This is a genomic window from Mesorhizobium sp. Pch-S (genome assembly GCF_004136315.1).
In the GTDB taxonomy this organism is placed as follows: Bacteria; Pseudomonadota; Alphaproteobacteria; order Rhizobiales; family Rhizobiaceae; genus Mesorhizobium.
Window position 1 is genome coordinate 1,695,615 of the sequence record NZ_CP029562.1, and the last position, 18,713, is coordinate 1,714,327.

The 18,713-nt window shown below is 62.3% G+C and carries 17 protein-coding genes; 7 read left to right on the top strand and 10 right to left on the bottom strand.

Translation table 11 applies throughout. The features are described from left to right. Positions 1 to 29 precede the first annotated feature (29 nt). The 3 genes from C1M53_RS07855 to C1M53_RS07865 all read right to left on the bottom strand — a co-directional run bounded on the left by C1M53_RS07855 (position 30) and on the right by C1M53_RS07865 (position 3,114). The gene (locus C1M53_RS07855; protein WP_129411735.1) at positions 30 to 863 is read right to left on the bottom strand and encodes a carbohydrate ABC transporter permease; all 834 of its coding nucleotides are present in this window, start codon (positions 861 to 863) and stop codon (positions 30 to 32) included. Next, a complete protein-coding gene (locus C1M53_RS07860) occupies positions 863 to 1,723 on the bottom strand; it encodes a sugar ABC transporter permease (RefSeq protein ID WP_129411736.1) in 861 nt (286 codons plus the stop codon). Before C1M53_RS07860 ends, C1M53_RS07855 begins: the two co-directional genes overlap by 1 nt. A gap of 119 nt (positions 1,724 to 1,842) precedes the next feature. Further along, the gene (locus C1M53_RS07865; RefSeq protein WP_129411737.1) at positions 1,843 to 3,114 is read right to left on the bottom strand and encodes an ABC transporter substrate-binding protein; all 1,272 of its coding nucleotides are present in this window, start codon (positions 3,112 to 3,114) and stop codon (positions 1,843 to 1,845) included. A 204-nt stretch (positions 3,115 to 3,318) separates the two neighbouring features. Here C1M53_RS07865 and C1M53_RS07870 point away from each other — a divergent pair, with 204 nt between their 5' ends. Further along, a complete protein-coding gene (locus C1M53_RS07870; RefSeq protein WP_245488479.1) occupies positions 3,319 to 4,200 on the top strand; it encodes a helix-turn-helix domain-containing protein in 882 nt (293 codons plus the stop codon). A 42-nt stretch (positions 4,201 to 4,242) separates the two neighbouring features. Here C1M53_RS07870 and C1M53_RS07875 read toward each other — a convergent pair whose 3' ends face one another. Further along, positions 4,243 to 5,052: an SDR family oxidoreductase gene (locus tag C1M53_RS07875; RefSeq protein WP_129411738.1), complete on the bottom strand. Its 810-nt coding sequence runs from the start codon at positions 5,050 to 5,052 to the stop codon at positions 4,243 to 4,245. A gap of 198 nt (positions 5,053 to 5,250) precedes the next feature. Between C1M53_RS07875 and C1M53_RS07880 the strand changes: the two genes are divergently transcribed. After that, positions 5,251 to 6,150: a LysR substrate-binding domain-containing protein gene (locus C1M53_RS07880; RefSeq protein ID WP_129416070.1), complete on the top strand. Its 900-nt coding sequence runs from the start codon at positions 5,251 to 5,253 to the stop codon at positions 6,148 to 6,150. A gap of 88 nt (positions 6,151 to 6,238) precedes the next feature. On the opposite strand, the gene C1M53_RS07885 is transcribed toward C1M53_RS07880, so the two are convergent. Next, the gene (locus C1M53_RS07885) at positions 6,239 to 6,436 is read right to left on the bottom strand and encodes a hypothetical protein (protein WP_129411739.1); all 198 of its coding nucleotides are present in this window, start codon (positions 6,434 to 6,436) and stop codon (positions 6,239 to 6,241) included. A gap of 173 nt (positions 6,437 to 6,609) precedes the next feature. Between C1M53_RS07885 and C1M53_RS07890 the strand changes: the two genes are divergently transcribed. From C1M53_RS07890 to C1M53_RS07910, 5 genes are all read left to right on the top strand, one after another. After that, positions 6,610 to 7,638, top strand: coding sequence for a BMP family protein (locus C1M53_RS07890; protein ID WP_129411740.1), 1,029 nt, complete (start codon positions 6,610 to 6,612; stop codon positions 7,636 to 7,638). A gap of 268 nt (positions 7,639 to 7,906) precedes the next feature. After that, complete coding sequence (locus tag C1M53_RS07895) at positions 7,907 to 9,445, top strand: ABC transporter ATP-binding protein (protein ID WP_129411741.1); 1,539 nt, start codon at positions 7,907 to 7,909, stop codon at positions 9,443 to 9,445. Positions 9,446 to 9,850: 405 nt separating this feature from the next. Next, complete coding sequence (locus C1M53_RS07900; protein WP_129411742.1) at positions 9,851 to 10,900, top strand: ABC transporter permease; 1,050 nt, start codon at positions 9,851 to 9,853, stop codon at positions 10,898 to 10,900. Continuing rightward, positions 10,900 to 11,841, top strand: coding sequence for an ABC transporter permease (locus C1M53_RS07905; protein WP_129416071.1), 942 nt, complete (start codon positions 10,900 to 10,902; stop codon positions 11,839 to 11,841). Before C1M53_RS07900 ends, C1M53_RS07905 begins: the two co-directional genes overlap by 1 nt. Beyond that, positions 11,838 to 13,115 (top strand): amidohydrolase family protein, encoded by a 1,278-nt coding sequence (locus C1M53_RS07910; RefSeq protein WP_129411743.1) that lies wholly within the window; start codon positions 11,838 to 11,840, stop codon positions 13,113 to 13,115. Before C1M53_RS07905 ends, C1M53_RS07910 begins: the two co-directional genes overlap by 4 nt. Positions 13,116 to 13,333: 218 nt before the next feature. On the opposite strand, the gene C1M53_RS07915 is transcribed toward C1M53_RS07910, so the two are convergent. The 5 genes from C1M53_RS07915 to C1M53_RS07935 all read right to left on the bottom strand — a co-directional run bounded on the left by C1M53_RS07915 (position 13,334) and on the right by C1M53_RS07935 (position 18,565). After that, on the bottom strand, positions 13,334 to 13,834 hold the full coding sequence (locus tag C1M53_RS07915; protein ID WP_129411744.1) for a MarR family transcriptional regulator: 501 nt from the start codon (positions 13,832 to 13,834) through the stop codon (positions 13,334 to 13,336). Positions 13,835 to 14,063: 229 nt separating this feature from the next. Next, the gene (locus C1M53_RS07920) at positions 14,064 to 14,297 is read right to left on the bottom strand and encodes a hypothetical protein (protein ID WP_129411745.1); all 234 of its coding nucleotides are present in this window, start codon (positions 14,295 to 14,297) and stop codon (positions 14,064 to 14,066) included. A gap of 329 nt (positions 14,298 to 14,626) precedes the next feature. Then, entirely contained in the window at positions 14,627 to 15,805 is a 1,179-nt protein-coding gene (locus C1M53_RS07925) for a porin (protein ID WP_129411746.1), read from the bottom strand. Between the two features lie 541 nt (positions 15,806 to 16,346). Continuing rightward, positions 16,347 to 17,819 (bottom strand): ATP-binding protein, encoded by a 1,473-nt coding sequence (locus C1M53_RS07930; RefSeq protein ID WP_129411747.1) that lies wholly within the window; start codon positions 17,817 to 17,819, stop codon positions 16,347 to 16,349. Further along, positions 17,816 to 18,565: a response regulator gene (locus tag C1M53_RS07935; RefSeq protein WP_129411748.1), complete on the bottom strand. Its 750-nt coding sequence runs from the start codon at positions 18,563 to 18,565 to the stop codon at positions 17,816 to 17,818. Before C1M53_RS07935 ends, C1M53_RS07930 begins: the two co-directional genes overlap by 4 nt. Positions 18,566 to 18,713 lie beyond the last annotated feature (148 nt).

Genomic DNA, 18,713 nt, shown 5'->3' on the forward strand with positions numbered 1-18,713 from the left:
TCTCCTCGATTGGCAGCGGGCCGGAACGGTCACTTGACCGCACCGGCCGAGATTCCGGCGATGAAATGGCGTTGCAGGGCGACAAACAGGACGAGCATCGGTGCGGTCAGCACCACCGCGCCGACCATGATGCCGCCCCAGGACACTTTGGTGAGGCCGATGAGGCTGCCCAGCGCCACCGGCGCGGTCATCATCTCCGGCCGGCTGTTGACGAGCAGCGGCCACAGATAGTTGTTCCAGCTGTGCAGGAAGAGGATGATCGACAGCGCCGCGAGCGTCGGCCGCGTCATCGGCAATGCGATGTGGAAGAAGGTGCGCCATTCGCTGATGCCCTCGACCCGCGCCGCGTCGAACACCTCTTCCGGCAGCATGGTGAAGGACTGGCGCATGAACAACACGCCGAGCGAATTGAACAGCGGCGGCACGATCAGCGCGAACCAGCTGTTGGCCATGTTGAAGTCGCGCGCCACCATGATGAACTGCGGTATGACGACGACGAAATAGGGCAAGGTGATCGTTCCGAAGATGATGCCGATCACTGCCGTGCGGCCGACGAAGCGATACCGGGCCAGCGCCCAGCCGGCCATCGCAGTGAGCGCCACCGACAGCAGCGTGTAGACCGACGCCACGACGATCGAGATCATCATGGCGCGGATGAAATCCGTGTCGTGCTGCAGGTTGGCGAAGTTGTCGGCGAAGGCCGTCGACGGCAGCAGCTGTATGGCCGAGCCGAAGATGCCGTCGTCGGGCAGCGTGGCGAAGACGACCATGGTCCACAGCGGGAACAGCCAGATCAGCGCCAGCGGCAGCAGCACGGCGTGGAGGGCGATGGCGCGCCCCATCCGGGCGGTGAAAGACGGCATCAGCGGCGCTCCTTTCCGGCCCACATGTTGAGCAGCGAAAGCGCCATAGCGATTGCCGCGATGGTGTAGGCGATGCTCGACGCATAGCCGAAGTTGAACGACAGGAAGCCCTGCCGGTAGAGCAACATGCCGAGCGTTTCGGTGGCACCGCCGGGACCGCCGCGGTTGGTGATGAGGAACGGTTCGGTGAACAGCTGCATGGTGCCGATGATCGACAGCACGATGCAGAACAGGATGATGGGCCGCAGCAGCGGCACGGTGATGAACAGGAACTGGCGTGTCTTCGAGACCTTGTCGAGGGTGGCAGCCTCGTAGAGGTCCTGCGGGATGGACTGCAGCCCGGCCAGGATCAGGATGGCGTTGTAACCGGCCCAGCGCCAGGTGACGGCGATGATGATCAGCGCCATGGCCGCGGTCGGGTTCGAGGTCCAGGAGATCGGCGCGACGCCGATAAGCGCGAGCAGCTTGTTGATGATGCCGAACTCGTAATTGAACATCAGCCGGAAGACGGCTGCATAGGCGACCTCGCCGACCACGACGGGTGCGAAGAAGGCGAAACGGAACAGGCCGCGTGCCCTGAGCAGAGGCGAGTGCAGCAGCACGGCCAGCACCGTCGCCAGCGTGATCATGACCGGCACCTGCACGACGAGGATGATCAGCGTGTTCTTCAGCGCATTGGCGAAGGCCGGATCGACCAGCAGGCGACCCCAGTTGGCCTGCGGCGCGAATGTCCATGGCAGGCGGCGCGTGTTGAGGAACGACATCCAGAACGAGCTGATGATCGGCCACACCCAGAAGGCGAGGAAGATCAGCAGATAGGGCGTCAGGAAACCATAGGCGGTGAGTGTGCGGGGCCGCATTCCAACTCCACGAAACATAAAACGCCGGCGACAGACCGATACGCAGGTTCATGGGGCTAGAGCATCCTCTGCGCGTCCGAATGGACGCTCTAGCCCCGCTGCCGGCGTCCCTGGGGAGGTTACTGGGACAGGGGCAGACCCGTCGCCAGCTCGATCTGACTGGCGGCATCGTCGAGCGCTGCCTTGGCATCCGGATAGCCGCCTTCGATGTATTTCAGCTGCGTGGCGGTGAGGATCTTGTTGGCGTCGGTGAAATAGGTGGTGCCGCGGCTTGGCTTGACCTTGGGCAGGGTCGACAGCACGTCGACCCATATCTTCTGGTCGCCCCAGTAAGGCTGGCCCGACTGCACGAACGGATCATCGAGCGCGGACAGCAGCGACGGCACCAGCCCATAGGCCTTGAGCATGGTGACCTGGCCTTCGACCGTGCCCAGCGCGTAGCTGGTGAAGGCGTAGGCGGCTTCCTTGTTCTTCGAGGCCTCGGTGATCGCCAGCGACGAGCCGCCCAGATTGGCCGCATGCGAACCATCCACGGTTGCGCTGGGCAACGCATAGACACCCCATTTGCCGGCGAGTTCCTTGGCATTGGAGCGGATCGTGCCCTCGTACCAGCCGCCGAAGATATGCGTGGCGACCTTGCCGGCCTTGGTGGCCTGGATCTTCTCGTCCCAATTGGCGGCGCTGACGAGATTGTCGGCCTTCATCTTCTTCACCGTTTCCAGCGCGGTGACACAGCCGGGCTGATTGACGGTGATGGCGGAGCCGTCCGGCGAGAAGTAACCGCAGCCCTGCTCGTTCGAAATCATGCGGAAGAATTCGTCGTCACCATTGAGGTCGGCCTCGGTCATGACGACACCGGGATTGGCCTGCATGATCTTCTTGCCGGCGGCGATGAAATCGTCCCAGGTCTTGATGGCCGCCGGATCGACCCCCGCCTTCTCATAGAAGTCGCGGCGGTAGAACACGGTAACCGGACCGGAATCCCAGGGCATGGCATAGACTTTGCCGTTGGCCTCCAGCTCGACGCGCTTGAATTCGGGAAACAGCTGGGCCGTGGCATCGCTGTAGCCGAGCGTCTTCAGGTCGGCGAAGCAGTCGGGAAACTGGTTCCAGAAGATCTCGGCTTCCTGGTTTTCGACCGTGATGATGTCGGGCAGTCCGGCTCCACCCGCCGCGCAACCGGCCAGGGTCTTGTCGAAGACCTGCTGGTTGCCGAGGTCCTGGACGTTCACCTTTATGTCGGGGTGCTTCTTGTTGAAACCGGCGATCGTCTCCTTCAGCGACGAGGCGGCGATGTTCCAGCTCCAGATCGTGATCTCGCCGGACTGGGCGAGCGCCGAACCCTGGCTGAGCGCGAGCGCCACCGCCGCGCACACGAGTGTGTTACGCATCCTGTTCCTCCCATTTCGATTGCTCTCTCCCGGAGCAGGCCAAGATTAGCCGATGGAACAGGCCGGTCTCCCGCAAACGGAACATGAATTTGCCGAATGGTAAGATCGTGGACATCCTGTACCGACTGCCCTTCCATTTGCTCTTGGAAAGGACCACGCTACACTGACTGCGGTTCTTCGCTTGCGTAAACAGGAGCTCCGGGCTTGGTGGACGGCAAGAGTGCAGGCGGTTCTTACTGGCGTACCGGCGCAAGCACGGTTGAAGCCTTCCCCACGCAATTGCAGATGTTCCACACGCACCCCGCGGTGATGGAGGGGCCGCACTGGCACGCCCAGGTCGAGGTGAACTTCATCGTGGAAGGCAAGGTCCACTACCGGATGGCCGATCGCGAAGTGGTGCTGACGAAGGGCGACCTCTGCCTGTTCTGGGGCGGCATCCCGCATCAGATGGACTGGCGCAGCGACGACACGATCTATGCGGGCGCGCATCTGCCGCTGGTGCATTTCTTCAGGCTGAACCTGCCCAACGGCGTGCAGCAGCACCTGATGGCCGGCCACGTGCTGATCCTGCGCGCGACCGATCCGGCCGACGGCTGCAATTTCGAGCGCTGGAACCTCTATGCCCGATCCGGCGATCCCGCCAAGGCGGCGCATGCCGTGAACGAACTGCTGCTGCGCATCGAGCGCATGCGTTTCGAGCCCTATGAGCTGTTGCCCGGCGTGGCCGCCGCAATCACGGTCGATGAGTTCGACCAGCGCGCGCTGCCGTTGGCGCTGCGCATCTGCTCCTACATCGCCGACAATTTCCGCGACGACATCAGCATTGCCGACATCGCCGCCGAATTCGCCATCCATCCGAAATACGCCATGAGCGTCTTCCGGCGCTCCACCGGCATGACGCTCAACGAATATCTGAACCTTTTGCGCCTCAGCTATGCGCAGGCGATGCTGATGCGTGAGGACGCCAATGTCCTGCACATCGCCATGGAAAGCGGTTTCGGATCGCTGAGCGCCTTCAACAAATCCTTCCGCAGGCTGGCCGGCATGACGCCATCCAGCTTCCGGCGCGCGGGCACGACCGCCTGACCCCGCGAAGGCTGTCGTGCTGGCTGCGCAGGAACGGGCGCATCACATGTTGAACATGCGCTTCAGCGACCGCGCGAAGGTCTCGTCGTCCTGCTGGCGGCGCATGTCGATGAACATCCTTGCGTCGTGGCCGCTCGGATAACGCAGGCGGTCCTGCCCGTCGGTGGCGGCCGTGAAGATCGTCTCGGCGACATCCGATGTCTCTGCCGCCTGCAGGGTGGCGAAGGCCTCCACCGTGCCCTTCACCAGCGCGGCGTATTCGGGCATGGATTCGTCGGAACTGAAGACGAGCGAGCGGCTGCCGAAATCCGACTTGGTCATGCCCGGCTCGACCAGCTTCACCCGCACACCGATGGCGCCCAGCTCGTAGGAGAGCGCCTCGGTGAGGCCTTCCACCGCGAACTTGCTGCCGTGATAGAGCGAGCCCAGCGGGAACGCGACGCGACCGCCCATCGAGCTGATGTTGACGATGGTGCCGCGGCCGCGGCCGCGCATATGCGGAAGCACCGCCCGTGTGACCGCGAGCAGGCCGACGACGTTGGTGTCGAACTGCCAGCGGATGGTTTCGAGCGACGTCGCCTCAAGCGGGCCATAGGCACCGAAACCGGCATTGTTGATCAGGACATCGATCGCGCCGAACGCCCGCACGCCTTCGGCGACGGCATCGCGAATGCTCGCCTCATCCGTCACGTCGAGGCGCAGGACACGGACGTTGTCGAGCTTGTCGAGCTCGCTCTCGCTTTCCGGCGTCCGCATCGTGGCGATGACGTTCCAGCCACGCGCCTGAAACAGGCTGGCGGTTTCCCGGCCGATGCCGGTCGATGAACCTGTGATGAGAACTGTCTGTGACATGCTCACTCCTTTGCCCACCGCCATGCGGCTGGCTCTCCTGGATTGCAGCCCAGGGATTTGGGCCTGCGATGACGTGGCATGTAGCAATTCCGATTATGGAGATAATCTGCCGAAAACGGGAAGGGTCTTGAACTTGAAGTTCATAGTCGTAAGATGCCGCACAGACCTGCCAACGATGCTCCGGACCATCCTGACCCGATGAATCGCGACCTGTTTGACGGACTGCCGCATTTCCTGGCCGTCGCCCGCCATGGCAGCTTCACCGCCGCCGCGGAAGCGCTCGACATCAGCCCGACAGCGATGAGCAAGGCGATCCGGGCGCTCGAGACGCGCTACCAGGCCAAGCTTTTCCAGCGCACGACCCGGCATGTGCGGCTGACAGATGCCGGCGCCGAACTGTTCCAGCGCCTCGACCGCGCGGCCAACGAGATCAGCGATGCGCTGGCCACACTGAGCACGGCCCAGTCGGTGCCGGCAGGCACACTGCGCCTGACCATCCCGCGAAGCGCCATGCGCTATCCGGTCCTGCCGATCATCGAGCGTTTTCAGGCGCTGTATCCGAGGGTGGTGCTCGACATCTCGCTGAACGACGCGCTCGTCGATCTTGTCGCCGATGGCTACGACGCCGGCATCCGCCTGGGCGAGGCCATCGACAAGGACATGATCGCGGTACGGTTGACACCGGGCAACAGGTGGGCCATCGCCGCGAGCCCCGACTATCTCGCCCGTTCGGGCACCCCGAAGCGGCTCGAGGACCTGTCGCAACACAAGGCCATCCTGTTCCGGTTCCAGGCCTCGCGGACGCTTCACATCTGGGAATTCGAGCGCCGCGGAAGGGCGATCCGGGTGAAGATGCCCCAGCAGCTGATCGTGGACGACCGGCTGGCGCTCGTCCGTCTTGTGAAAGCCGGGATCGGGCTTGGCTATGTCCAGGAACCGGAAGTCCAGGAAGAGGTCGAACGCGGCGAACTGCAACTGCTGTTCGCCGACCAGATCGGCAAGGATGACGGCATCTTCCTGTATTTCCCGACGGCAATGCAGAGCCAGCCGAAGCTGCGCGCCTTCATCGATGTCGCCAGGACGATACACGCCCGATAACTGCGCCGACCCTTTGTGGAATAGCCGGCGACAAATCCAAAAAGTCGCGGTGAAGCGTCGAACGGGATCTTTCGCTTATCTGGCAAGGCTAAATCCCCTTAGCTCCGCCATCGCATTTCGGGCAGCGGCGAAGGTGGAAATCTGAACCGTTGGCGCCATAGACGTGACCGCATTCGACGCGCTCACATTGCAGTGCCCACACATATTGTAGATGGTCAGTACCCTTGAACTTGGTTTTGCGCAGGAGCCGCTGATTGTTCCGGTTCAAATCGCCTTCCTCAGCCATGCAAACCCTCCAGTGTTTTCAAACAGCATAAAAGGATTGGGATCGAATCGCGACCTGTGAAATATCCGCCTCCAAACTATGAAATCTCTATCGCCACCGCGCATTGTGCTCATGCAAGTCTCTTGGTAGTTTTGACCAAAAGATAAAAAAGCCAGCCAGGGGAACCAAGAAACATGTCGATTTCCAACTCCTTCACGCCATCCCGCCGCACCGTCCTCAAAGGCGTCGGTGCCGGTGCCGCACTTGCCATGACCGGCGGCTTCGCCGGCCGCGCTTTCGCCGCCGATCCGATCAAGGTCGCCGCCGTCTATACGGTGCCGGTCGAGCAGCAATGGGTGAGCCGCATCCACAAGGCGGCCAATGCCGCCAAGGAACGCGGCGACATCGACTATGTCTTCTCGGAGAACACCGCCAACACCGACTATGAACGCGTGCTGCGCGAATATTGCGAGGCCGGCCACAAGCTGATCCTGGGCGAGGTCTTCGGCGTCGAGGACGCGGCGCGCGCGGTCGCCGCCGACTATCCGGACGTCGCCTTCCTCGCCGGCTCCAGCTTCAAGCCCGATGCAGCGAAGGCGCCGAATTTCGCGACCTTCGACAACTACATCCAGGACGCCTCGTACCTGACCGGGCTGATCGCCGGTGCGATGACCAAGTCGAAGAACATCGGCATGGTCGGCGGCTATCCGATCCCGGAAGTGAACCGGCTGATGAATGCCTTCATCGCCGGCGTCAAGGAAAGCGCGCCGGACACCAAGTTCCAGATCGCCTTCATCGGCTCGTGGTTCGACCCGCCCAAGGCCAAGGAAACCGCCTTCGCGCAGATCGATGCCGGTGCCGATCTGCTCTACGCCGAACGTTTCGGCGTTTCGGACGCGGCCAAGGAGCGCAAGGTGCTGGCGGTCGGCAATGTCATCGACACGCAGAAGGACTATCCCGACACGGTGGTCGCTTCGGCGCTGTGGCATTTCGAGCCGACCCTCGACCATGCGATCGCGCAGGTGAAGGCCGGCGCGTTCAAGGCCGAGGATTACGGCGTCTATTCCTTCATGAAGAACGGCGGCTGCTCGCTGGCACCGCTCGGCTCATTCGACGGCAAGGTGCCCACCGAGGTAATGGCCAAGGTCGCCGAGAAGGAGAAGGCGATCAAGGACGGCAGCCTGACGATCGAGATCGACGACAAGGAGCCGAAGTCGAGCTGATAGGGGTCGCGATCAGGGAGTTTCGAAGACATGCAGCATCGATCTGGTGCGTCCTTCGAGGCTCGCCCGCATGGTTCTTGGCAATTTTTTCAAAGCTGTGCTGGCTCGCACCTCAGGATGAGGGCTGTCGTGCAACGGCGCCCAAAATCCAACGTGTTTCGAAGTTTCCTCTCGACCTGCCACAACGGTCCTCATCCTGAGGTGCGAGCCCGCAGGCGGTGCAAGGCAAGCCCTGTCTTGGCCGGGCGAGCCTCGAAGGACGCACCGGATGACATCACCTTCGACCAGCTTCATCCAAAATGCTCCGGCACTCAGGCTCTCGGGCATCACCAAGCGTTTCGGTGCGCTGACCGCGAACGACGGCATTTCGTTCGAGCTTCGGCAGGGCGAGGTCATAGCCCTGCTCGGCGAGAACGGCGCCGGCAAGACGACGCTGATGAACATCCTGTTCGGCCACTATGTCGCCGACGAGGGCAGCGTCGAGGTGTTCGGCAAGCCGTTACCGCCGGGAGACCCGAAGGCGGCGCTGGCTGCCGGCGTCGGCATGGTGCACCAGCACTTCACGCTGGCCGACAATATGAGCGTGATCGACAACATCGCGCTCGGCACGCAGCCATTGTTCCGACTGAAACTGGATCGTTCGGCGGCGCGCACCAAGATCGATCAGCTGGCCCGGGATTTCGGCCTGGCCGTCAAGGCGGATGCGCTGGTGGCCGACCTTTCTGTCGGCGAACGCCAGCGCGTCGAGATCCTCAAGGCGCTCTATCGCGACGCGCAGGTGCTGATCCTCGACGAGCCAACGGCGGTGCTGACGCCGACCGAAACCGAAGCGCTGTTCAAGACGCTGAAACTGCTGGTGGCCAAGGGCCTGTCGGTGATCTTCATCTCGCACAAGCTCAACGAGGTGATGATGGCGAGCGATCGCGTGCTGGTGCTGCGCGCCGGCAAGCTGTCGGGCGAGCGCCGAACAGCTGAGACCAACCGCCACGAACTGGCCGCCCTGATGGTCGGGCGCGAAGTTGCGCCGCCTGTCGTGGCCAAGGTCGAGCGCGGGGCGCTGCTTTATGAGCTGAACAATGTCTCGACCGCACGGCGTGCGCATGGCACGGCGCTGCAGGAGATCGCGCTCGCGCTGCATGGCGGCGAGATCACCGGTGTCGCCGGTGTTTCGGGCAACGGCCAGGCCGCGCTCGCCGGCCTGCTCGCCGGCATGGAAGCGCCGGTGTCCGGCACGGTGCGTGTCAATGGCGCCGCCGTGACGACATGGTCGCCGCTGGCAGCGTTAAACGCCGGCATCGCCCGCGTGCCGGAGGATCGGCACAGACAGGGCGCCATCGCCGATATGAGCGTCAGCGAAAACGTGATCGCCGAGCGCTATCGCGACCGCCGCTTCAGCCGTGGCGGACTTGTCGACTGGGCGGCCGCGCGCGCCTTCGCGCAGTCGATCATCGACGATTACGAGGTGAAGTGCCCTTCACCCGAGGCACGCATCCGGCTGCTGTCCGGCGGCAACATGCAGAAGCTGATCCTCGGCCGCGCACTCGACCCAAACCCGTCCGTGATCCTGGCCAACCAGCCCTCGCGCGGGCTCGATGTCGGCGCCGTCGCCTATGTGCATTCCCGCCTGCTCGAAGCGCGTGCACGCGGTGCCGCGGTGCTGCTGATCTCGGAGGACCTCGAAGAACTGCTGGCGTTGTCCGACCGCATCGTGGTGATCTCGGAAGGGCGGCTGTCGAAAGCCTCGGCGCGCGGCGAACTCACCATCAGCCAGATCGGCGCCATGATGGCCGGGCACGAGGCGGCGTGATGGGTGGTGGCTGGCATTGGTTCGGTGCTGTTCCTCTCGTCGAGGCCGGGGAAATTCTCCTACGTTCCGGAATGGATCCCCGACACGCTCCGGTCGCTTCGCTCCCTCACGCGGTCGAGGATGACGGGCGGCATGGGGCGCTCCGGCCAATCGCCAACGCCGAGGCCGGCAGATGGCATATGACGGCTTCACCATTCTCCAACGTAAGCGCTAGCGGCGGCGTCGAGTTCGGCTCAAGCATTGCAGGCGGCACCGACATCGACAATTGGCGCCGGCAGAAAATGAAGCCCGTCATCCTCGACCTCGCAAGCGACCGCAGGGAGCGGCGAGTGTCGGGGATCCATTCCGAAACGTCGAAGACCATGCACATGACTGGTCGTCCCCCACTCCGTCACGGACCCCACCATGCGGCTTGAACCGAAACCGGCGCCGTCGCTGGCGATGTCGATCCTCTACCCGGCCGCGGCGATCGTCGTGACATTCGTCATCGCCGGCGTGCTAGTGATGCTTGCCGGCGCCAATCCGTTCTCGGTGTTCCGGCTGGTGCTGAAAGGCGCCGCCGGTTCGCAATTCGCCATCCTCGAGACGTTGACGCGCGCGACGCCGCTGATCTTCACCGGCCTGGCCGTGGCCGTCGCCTTCCGCGCCAAACTGTGGAACATCGGCGCGGAAGCGCAGCTCTACATGGGCGCCATCATCACCGTGGTGCTGGGCACCGGCGCGCTGCCACTACCGGCGATCATCCTGGTGCCGCTGGTGATGCTGGCATCCCTCATCGGCGGCGCGCTGCTTCTGGCCGGGCCGGCCTGGCTGAAGCTGCGTTTCGGCGTCGACGAGGTGGTGACGACGCTGCTGCTCAACTTCATCGTGCTTTTGTTCGTCTCGATGCTGCTGGAAGGCGTGCTGAAGGACCCGATGGCGCTCGGCTGGCCGCAGTCGCCGAAGATCATCGCCGAGGCGCAGCTGCCGCGCGTCATCACCGGCAAGCGCCTGCATTATGGTTTCGTCATCGCCGTCGCGCTGGCCGTCGGCCTGTGGTTCGTGATGAAGAAGACCGTGCTCGGCTACGAGATGCGCGCCGTCGGCCACAATGCCGAGGCGGCGCGCTTCCTCGGCATGCCGGTCAACGGCGTGCTGATGAAGACGGCGCTGCTTTCCGGCGGCATCGCCGCACTTGGCGGCTTCTCCGAGGTGGCCGGGCTCAAGGGCAGCCTGACGCTCGATCTGTCGCCGGGCTTCGGCTACACCGGCATCGTCGTTGCCATGCTTGCCATGCTGAACCCGATCGGCGTGGTGTTTTCCGCGATCTTCGTTGCCGGCATCTTCGTGGGTGCGGCCGCCATGAGCCGCAGCGCCGGCGTGCCGAGCTACATTGCCGACGTGATGGTGGCGACCTCGCTGCTGACCATGGTGACGGCGATCATGCTGTCGCGATACCGGGTGAAGTGGAAATGATGGACGCAGTCGAGATCCTCTTCACCGCCAGCTTCTGGGTCGCCGCGATCCGCATCGCCTCACCGCTGATCTTCGCCACCATGGGCGAGCTGATCTGCGAGCGCGCCGGCGTGCTCAATCTCGGCATCGAGGGCATCATGACCGCCGGTGCCTTCGCCGGCTGGTTCACCGTCTATATGGGCGGGGACCTGTGGACCGGCGTGCTGGTGGCAGCACTTGTCGGCATGGCCTTGGGCCTGCTGCACTCGCTGCTCACCGTGCCGCTCGGCCTGTCGCAGCATGTCGTCGGCATCGGCGTGACGCTGCTGGCAACCAGCCTGACCTATTATGTCTACCGGCTTGCCCTGCCCGAGGTGACCTCGCCGCCGAAGATCGAGCCGTTCCAGCCCTGGGCCGTGCCCGGCCTGTCGAAACTGCCGGTGATCGGCGAGGCGCTGTTCACGCAGACGTCGTTGACCTATCTCGCCTTCATCCTCGTCATCGTCGTGGCCTGGGGGCTGTACCGCACGCCGCTCGGCCTTGCCGTGCGCGCGGTCGGCGAGAATCCGGGCGCGGTCGAGGCACAGGGTATCTCGGTAACCGCCGTGCGCATGGGCGCGGTGATGGCCGGCAGCGCGCTGATGGCGATCGGCGGCGCGTTCCTGACCATGTCGGCCTTCAACTCGTTCTTCTTCAACATGATCAACGGGCGCGGCTGGGTCTGCATCGCGCTGGTGGTGTTCGGCTCCTGGCGACCCGGCAAGGCGCTGCTCGGCGCGATCCTGTTCGCCGCTTTCGACGCCTACCAGATCCGGCTGCAGCAGCTCTCCGGCGGCGTAGTGCCCTACCAGGTGTTCCTGATGCTGCCCTATGCGCTTTCGATCCTTGCCCTCATTGTGGTTGCGAGGCGGGCGACCTATCCAAAGGCCCTCATGGTGCCCTACCAGAAAGGCGAGCGATGACTTTCGACCTGATCGTCAAGACGGCAACGCTGGCCGACGGCCGCATCGCGGACATCGCCATCAAGGGCGACAGGATCGCGGCCATCGAACCGAAGATCGAGGCCGATGCCGGCCGCGTCATCGACGCGACAGGCAATCTGGTGTCGGCGCCGTTCGTCGACCCGCATTTCCACATGGACGCGACGCTGTCCTACGGCATTCCGCGCATCAATGCCTCGGGCACGCTGCTCGAAGGCATCTCGCTGTGGGGCGAACTGAAGCCGCTTTTGACGCATGAGGCGGTCAAGCAACGCGCGCTCGCCTATTGCGATTGGGCGGTGTCGATGGGGCTTCTCGCCATCCGCACGCATGTCGACACCTGCGACGACCGCCTGCTGGCAGTCGAGGCGCTGCTCGAGGTGAAGAAGGAGGTCGCGCCCTATATCGACCTGCAGCTCGTCGCCTTCCCGCAGGACGGCCTTTACCGCTCGCCCAATGCGCGCGAAAACACCATCCGCGCGCTCGACCTCGGCGCCGATATCGTCGGCGGCATTCCGCATTTCGAACGCACCATGGCGGACGGCCGCCGCTCGCTGACGGAGCTGTGCGAGATCGCCGCCACGCGCGGGCTGATGGTCGACATCCATTGCGATGAAACCGACGATCCGCTGTCGCGCCATATCGAACAGCTTGCCTACGAGACGCAGCGGCTCGGCCTGCAGGGACGCGTCGCCGGTTCGCATCTGACCTCGATGCATTCGATGGACAACTACTACGTCTCGAAGCTGATCCCGCTGATCGCGGAAGCGCAGGTCTCGGCGATCCCCAACCCGCTGATCAACATCATGCTGCAGGGCCGCCACGACAGCTATCCGAAGCGCCGCGGCATGACACGCGTGCCGGAGATGCTGAAGGCCGGCATCCGCGTCGGCTGGGGCCAGGACTGCGTGCTCGACCCGTGGTATTCGCTGGGCACCGCCGACATGCTGGACGTCGCCTTCATGGGCCTGCATGTGGCGCAGATGTCGAGCCCCGCCGACATGGCACGCTGCTTCGACATGGTCACCAGCGTCAACGCCGCGATCATGGGGCTGGATCATCTCGGCATCGAAGTCGGCAAGACCGCCTCTATGGTGATGCTGGATGCCGGCAACCCGATCGAGGCGCTGCGGCTGCGCGCCGAACGGCTGTGCGTGATCGCCAGGGGTAAGGTGGTAGCCGAACGGCCGAAGCGGGACATGGCACTCAACATCGCCGGGCGTCCGTCGAGCATCAACCGGCGGCACAAGGCTTAAGTTCCTCGATTGGCCGCAAAGCCACCCGCAAGGATCGGACCATCGTTTCCTCAGGGGCCGTCCGTCACGAGATAGATCAGAGACAGGATAATCGCGAGCAGATTCACGGCCAGACCAAACACGAGAATCCACAGGAACGCCCTTCGATCAGTGTCGTTCATGGCTAGCCCTTGGCCATTGCAATTGACCGAAATGGCGACGGATTCCGAACAATGAAACTACTGCCAGCGGTCTTGCCGCGGAGCAGCGTCGGTGCGCGGCAGTGTTTTTTTGCTTCGGTTGCGCGACAGCTTTCCGACATTCGTGGCAATGCAACCGATGACGGCTTGTGCCGTTTCCAGTTCCGAAACGATAACGCCTGATACCAGCTTGGCCAGATTGCCGGCGGTCTTTCTCTTGATCGTCGCGACGAGGTCCCGACCTTCCGCCGTCAGAAGAAGCTGCTTGGCGCGCCGATCACCGTCAGCCTCAAAACGCCAGACCAGGCCTCGGCTTTCCAATCGTCTGATCAGGCGCGCAAAAGTAGGGGGTTCGATGCGAAGTCGGTCGGCCAGCTGTTTTTGGCTGCCCGCGCCGGTGCGAACCAATCCATACAAGGTTTGGCCCTCCGCCAGGGAGAGCCCAAACTCGCCGAATTCCGCTTCGAAAACGTCCTCCATCCTGAGAACGATCTCGGTCATTTCGTCCAAAATGTTCGCCTGGCTAAAATGCTCTTTCATTGCCAACCTATGCGAGAGGTTTTGCACCGGACCTTCAAGGCGAGCCTTTGATGGAATGATTTCGCGGGCCGCGGATTTTCCGGTGCCGGGAATCGGAAGACCGGACCCTATCCACCCGAGCGCCGCTCGAACGGACCCGCCCTGGAGATATCAGCGATCAGGCGGCGCCTTCACAAGGCGCCGCTTTGTCCGGGGAGGATCGTAAGGCTCAGGCGACAGTTGCCGCCATTCAATTTCTACCGGCCCAGGGAGCCCGTCCGTCTTCGGTGTCGTAGGGCCGATTTCCCCTGATCGTCTTCGGCGTCTCGATTGAGGGGACCGACGCCGTATGTTCAGCGGAAACCGACCTGGTCTTCTCAGGCGCAAATCCGCGTGTGGGATCGCGATCCGGGTTCAGGTTTGCTGCGTAAGAAACCCCGCAGGTGGCAGCAAGAACAATAGAAGCATAGATGATCTTTTTCATCTGACTTTCCTGAGTTGCGGCGAACCATCTATCGTCATATGCTAAATAACGAAGATACTTTCGCTCTACGATCTCGTCACTTCGACGAGATTTCGTTCTGACAACTGAAAATCTAGATGGCGCTTGTCGCAGAGGTTTGCCGGGAAACTCTTAAATTGTAAGCAAGTGTAGGCAAATTTCCCCGATGTGAAATTTGGTTACACGATCAGCAAGTCAAAATGCCGCTCGCCCGGCCAGAGACCGGGCGAGCGCAATCTTCGTCACCTCAATAAAAAGAGCGAATGACTGGAGGTCAAACCGGCACCCGCTAAACGGAAAAGGCGTGCGACCTAGAAGTCGCGCTGGAAGCGCAACATGCCGCCGAGGCTGTTCTCCTTGTTGGCACCGGACCAGCTGCCCTTGAAATCGGCATCGTTGAACTTGCCTTCGCGCAGGTAGTCCACTTCGGCCGTGACCGTGAAACCGGGCACCAGCTGATAGGCAACGTTGGCGGCGACACCGAACGCCTCGCTGTCATCATACGAAGCCTGGAGGTTGAAGGTGGTCTTCTCGTTGAACTTGTAGGCGCCACCACCGAAGATGGCCCAGTTGCCACCCCATGGCTTGTAGAAGCTGCGGTAGATGTTGTCGTCGGTGCCGTAGCCACCCATGACCCACAGCGACAGCTGGTCGGTGGCGTTCACGTCGAGACGAACCTTACCGGCCCACTCTTCCCAGGACGAGTTGTAGGCGACGACACCGGTAATGCCACCCCAGCCCTGGGCGTACTTGGCGCCGATCACGACGTTGGGAACGTAGCTGTCGATGGTCTGGTCGAGACCCTGGCCATAGACCCAGTTGCCGCCCCCGTCCTTCATGTAGGTGTTGTAGCTGCCCGATGCCTGTTCGAGAGACACGAGCGCCGAGAAACCGTTGCCGGCGTCAAAGGTGTAGCTGATCAGGTTGGTGTCGAAGTCGCCATAAGGGATCAAGGTATCCTGGATGACGTTGCCGGCATAACCGGTGAAGGTGTCATAGGCCGACTCGTCCTTGCCGACGCGCAGGCCACCCAGCTGGATCCATGCGTGGATGAGGCTGACACTCTTGTTGCCGGCCGTCGTGTCTCGTCCCGTGAGATCGTCGCCGCTGTTGATGTTGCCGAACTGGAACCGTGTCTCGGTGTAGGTCTTCAAGGTGCCGAGCTCGGTTTCCTGACCGGTCCAGGTCTTCACCGCCAGACGCAGGTTCTTGTAGTAGGTGCCCTGCTCCTCACCGTCCATACGGTCTCTGGCGCGAGCGCCATCATAGGAACCGAGGTCACCAAAGCCGGCGTCGTAGCGGACGTAGCCGCCAATGCGCAGGCAGGTCTCGGTGCCCGGGATGTAGAAGTAGCCGGCGCCGTAGACGTCGCAGATCCTGACGTATTCAGCCGGCTCCGGTTCTGCAACGACCACCGCGTCGGCGGCGCGCGCACCGGATACTGCGACCAAAGCCGCAGCAGAGCCGAGAAGGAAGGTTTTGATGTTCACTGCAATCCCCTATTCGTATGTATGTGCATCGATAGCGTGATCTAAACCACAGTGATTTTTGTAACTCCTGAGCCGATCTTTTCATATATTCGGAATCAACTTAAAAATACGTGTGTGAAATGCATCACGATGCATCAATGTTTACTTGCAAAATTGCAACATTAATCAATACATTTGACATGATATCATTTGAAAGCAAATCGCATACGCTTGATAAACAACGAATATCCCTTCAGAAGGGACTTCCTGACGCTCCGTTCATTTGAAATTATGGCCAGATGAAATAATTTCTGGCGACGGCATCGGCCTGTCCGGCATGCGAATAGCCGGCACGCTTTCTCATCGAAGCCAAAGCGGGCCGCGATCTTCCAAGGTCATTCTTCACGGAATTGCTTCGCCGCCATTTCTTGGACGGCAGCCAGACATGAACGCGGCAGAGGGCATCCCACTTTGCCTCGCGGACGAATTTGAGGTCTGCTGTGGTTCCGTTTTCTGCGCAATTCCGGACAGAAAACCGCTGCGCACTTTTCCTGGAATTGCCCTAGGCCGTCTCGGCCACGGCATGTTGCGTCAGCTCGCCAGGGATTGGCGGCAAGTGAAGGATCGCCCGCAGTCCTTCCGGCCGATTGTTCAGCAAAACGTCACCGCCGTGAGCCCTCGCGATGTTGCGGGCGATGGCTAGGCCCAGCCCGATCCCGCCGGTGTTTGCATTGCGGGATTCTTCCAGGCGAACGAAAGGCAGGAACACCCGTTCGATTTCACTCTCCGGAATGCCGGGTCCGCTGTCGTCGATCTGTATGTTCACCCCGGCTTCCGAACTCATGATGGAAACCCGTGCCTGTTTTCCGTAGCGGAGCGCATTTTCGATCAGATTTCGCGTTGCACGCCGCAGGCTGTCGGGCCTGCAGCGATAAGGGACGACGCCGTTCTCCTTGTAAAGGACATCGCGTCCGAGATCGGCAAGATCCTCGCAGATGCTTTCAACCAGAGCCGCGACATCAACCGGTCTCGACGGCTCGTCGATCGACTGCTCCTGGGTCAGCTCGAGCGTGGCCTCGGTGATCGCCTGCATCTCGTCGACCGTCTCGAGAAGACGCGACTTCGTTTCGGCATCGGCCACGAACTCGGATCTCAGTCGCATTGTCGTTATCGGCGTGCGCAGATCGTGGCCAATTGCGGCGAGCATCGCAGTCCGGTCTGCAAGGAAGCGCGAAAGCCGCTGCTGCATCTGGTTGAAGGCAACGGCCGTTCGCCGGATATCGTCCGGCCCCTCTTCGGGGATATGGCCGCCCAATTCGCAGCGGCCGAGCGACTCCGCCGCGGATGTGAGCTGTTTCATGGGCCGCGCAATGCGGCGAGCCACGACGACCGCAAGACCCGACAGCACGATCGTGGTGATGGCCAGGGTCACGATGGTCGGCGCCTTCCAAAGGAATGTCTTGGGCGGTTTGTAGCATGCGGCATTCAGCCAGCGCCCGTCCGGCATCTGCGCGGCCAGCCCGGCGCCGCAATGGCCTTCGAGAGACGCGATCTGCGCCTGTGTCGTCTTTGCTCCGGTCTTGAGTTCGATCGGCTCCCAGCGGGCATTCGCGACACTGTTGACGGACTTCAAAGCGGTGCTGTCCGTTTCACCCCAATCCACGCCTTTCGCGCCTGGTACATCCAGAGGGCCGGAACCTTGCGAACCGTTCTGTGACAGCGGCTGCTGCAACCGCCGCCAGGCGTCCCGGCTCCATGCGTCGAGGTCACCCGGACCCTCCTGGCTCAGCCAGAATCTGGAGTAGTTTGTATCCATGACACCGACAAGCGCATCCTGATACGCGCCCGGCATCGTCTCGATTGCCAGGATCGCCGTCGTGGTGCGAACCACAAACTCGTCCTGCGCCATCTCACGCAGCTCCGTGGCGCGTTCGTCGGCGGTCACGACGAAGCCGACGATCTGCGCAACCAGCAGGATGGGCAGCATGAGCCAGATAATCTGCGCTGCCAGGCTTTTGCCCCAAAACCAGTTCATGCCGGCTCCACCTCGGCGGTGAACAGATATCCTCCGCCCCAATGCGTCTTGATCAGTTCAGGATTGCGGGGGTCGACTTCGACCTTCTTGCGGAGACGGCTGATCTGGTTGTCGACGCTTCGATCGAACACGTCGCTGATCCGCCCGACCGTAAGATCAAGCAACTGATCCCTGGTGAGCACCATCTGGGGATGGTCGAGCAGAACCATCAGTAGCCGGAACTCGGCCGTACTCAGCGGAGTTGCCAGGCCGACCTGATTGATGAGTTCCCGCTTGCCCACATCGAGTATCCATTGCCCGAAACGCAACCGCTGGCTTTTCGTGCGCTGCTGTTTAGGCGGCATGCTGTTGGCGCGACGCAGGACAGCCTTCACCCGTGCCAGCAGTTCGCGCGCGTTGAACGGCTTGGTCACGTAGTCGTCGGCGCCCATCTCCAGGCCGATGATCCGGTCCGTCTCGGTGGAGACTGCCGTCAGCAGGATGATCGGAACCGTCGTGGTTTCACGCAGGAACCGGCAAAGCGACAAGCCGTCCTCGCCGGGCATCATGATGTCGAGCACGACCAGATCCGGCACACTCTTCTGCAGGATGCCACGGAATTCCTGGGCGCTTTCTGCGGCCGTCACACGATAACCATGCTCGCGAAGGTAACGGCTGAGCAGGGCCCTGATCTCTTCATGATCATCAACGATTGCGATGTGCAGCTTGCGGTCCCTCGATCTTGTTTGCCATGCCGACAATACCATCCGGGTATCCGCGCAGTCGTGCGAATTTTTGTATTATTGTTTGTCAACGCGCGCTTGCATCTCGCCGACGGGCTGACCATCCGCCTTTCCAGCCGGCGCAGGGCCCCTGCCTTGCGAACCGTATCCGACACTGGGGAGCGCATCGCAG

Bases quoted from the DNA above. Each gene is read 5' to 3' on its own strand.
- C1M53_RS07900 (WP_129411742.1), top strand. From the start codon at position 9,851: ATGCGGCTTGAACCGAAACCGGCGCCGTCGCTGGCGATGTCGATCCTC.
- C1M53_RS07905 (WP_129416071.1), top strand. From the start codon at position 10,900: ATGGACGCAGTCGAGATCCTCTTCACCGCCAGCTTCTGGGTCGCCGCG.
- C1M53_RS07930 (WP_129411747.1), bottom strand. From the start codon at position 17,819: ATGAACTGGTTTTGGGGCAAAAGCCTGGCAGCGCAGATTATCTGGCTC.
- C1M53_RS07880 (WP_129416070.1), top strand. From the start codon at position 5,251: ATGAATCGCGACCTGTTTGACGGACTGCCGCATTTCCTGGCCGTCGCC.
- C1M53_RS07935 (WP_129411748.1), bottom strand. From the start codon at position 18,565: ATGGTATTGTCGGCATGGCAAACAAGATCGAGGGACCGCAAGCTGCAC.
- C1M53_RS07915 (WP_129411744.1), bottom strand. From the start codon at position 13,834: ATGAAAGAGCATTTTAGCCAGGCGAACATTTTGGACGAAATGACCGAG.
- C1M53_RS07910 (WP_129411743.1), top strand. From the start codon at position 11,838: ATGACTTTCGACCTGATCGTCAAGACGGCAACGCTGGCCGACGGCCGC.
- C1M53_RS07885 (WP_129411739.1), bottom strand. From the start codon at position 6,436: ATGGCTGAGGAAGGCGATTTGAACCGGAACAATCAGCGGCTCCTGCGC.
- C1M53_RS07860 (WP_129411736.1), bottom strand. From the start codon at position 1,723: ATGCGGCCCCGCACACTCACCGCCTATGGTTTCCTGACGCCCTATCTG.
- C1M53_RS07865 (WP_129411737.1), bottom strand. From the start codon at position 3,114: ATGCGTAACACACTCGTGTGCGCGGCGGTGGCGCTCGCGCTCAGCCAG.
- C1M53_RS07855 (WP_129411735.1), bottom strand. From the start codon at position 863: ATGCCGTCTTTCACCGCCCGGATGGGGCGCGCCATCGCCCTCCACGCC.
- C1M53_RS07875 (WP_129411738.1), bottom strand. From the start codon at position 5,052: ATGTCACAGACAGTTCTCATCACAGGTTCATCGACCGGCATCGGCCGG.
- C1M53_RS07890 (WP_129411740.1), top strand. From the start codon at position 6,610: ATGTCGATTTCCAACTCCTTCACGCCATCCCGCCGCACCGTCCTCAAA.
- C1M53_RS07920 (WP_129411745.1), bottom strand. From the start codon at position 14,297: ATGAAAAAGATCATCTATGCTTCTATTGTTCTTGCTGCCACCTGCGGG.
- C1M53_RS07895 (WP_129411741.1), top strand. From the start codon at position 7,907: ATGACATCACCTTCGACCAGCTTCATCCAAAATGCTCCGGCACTCAGG.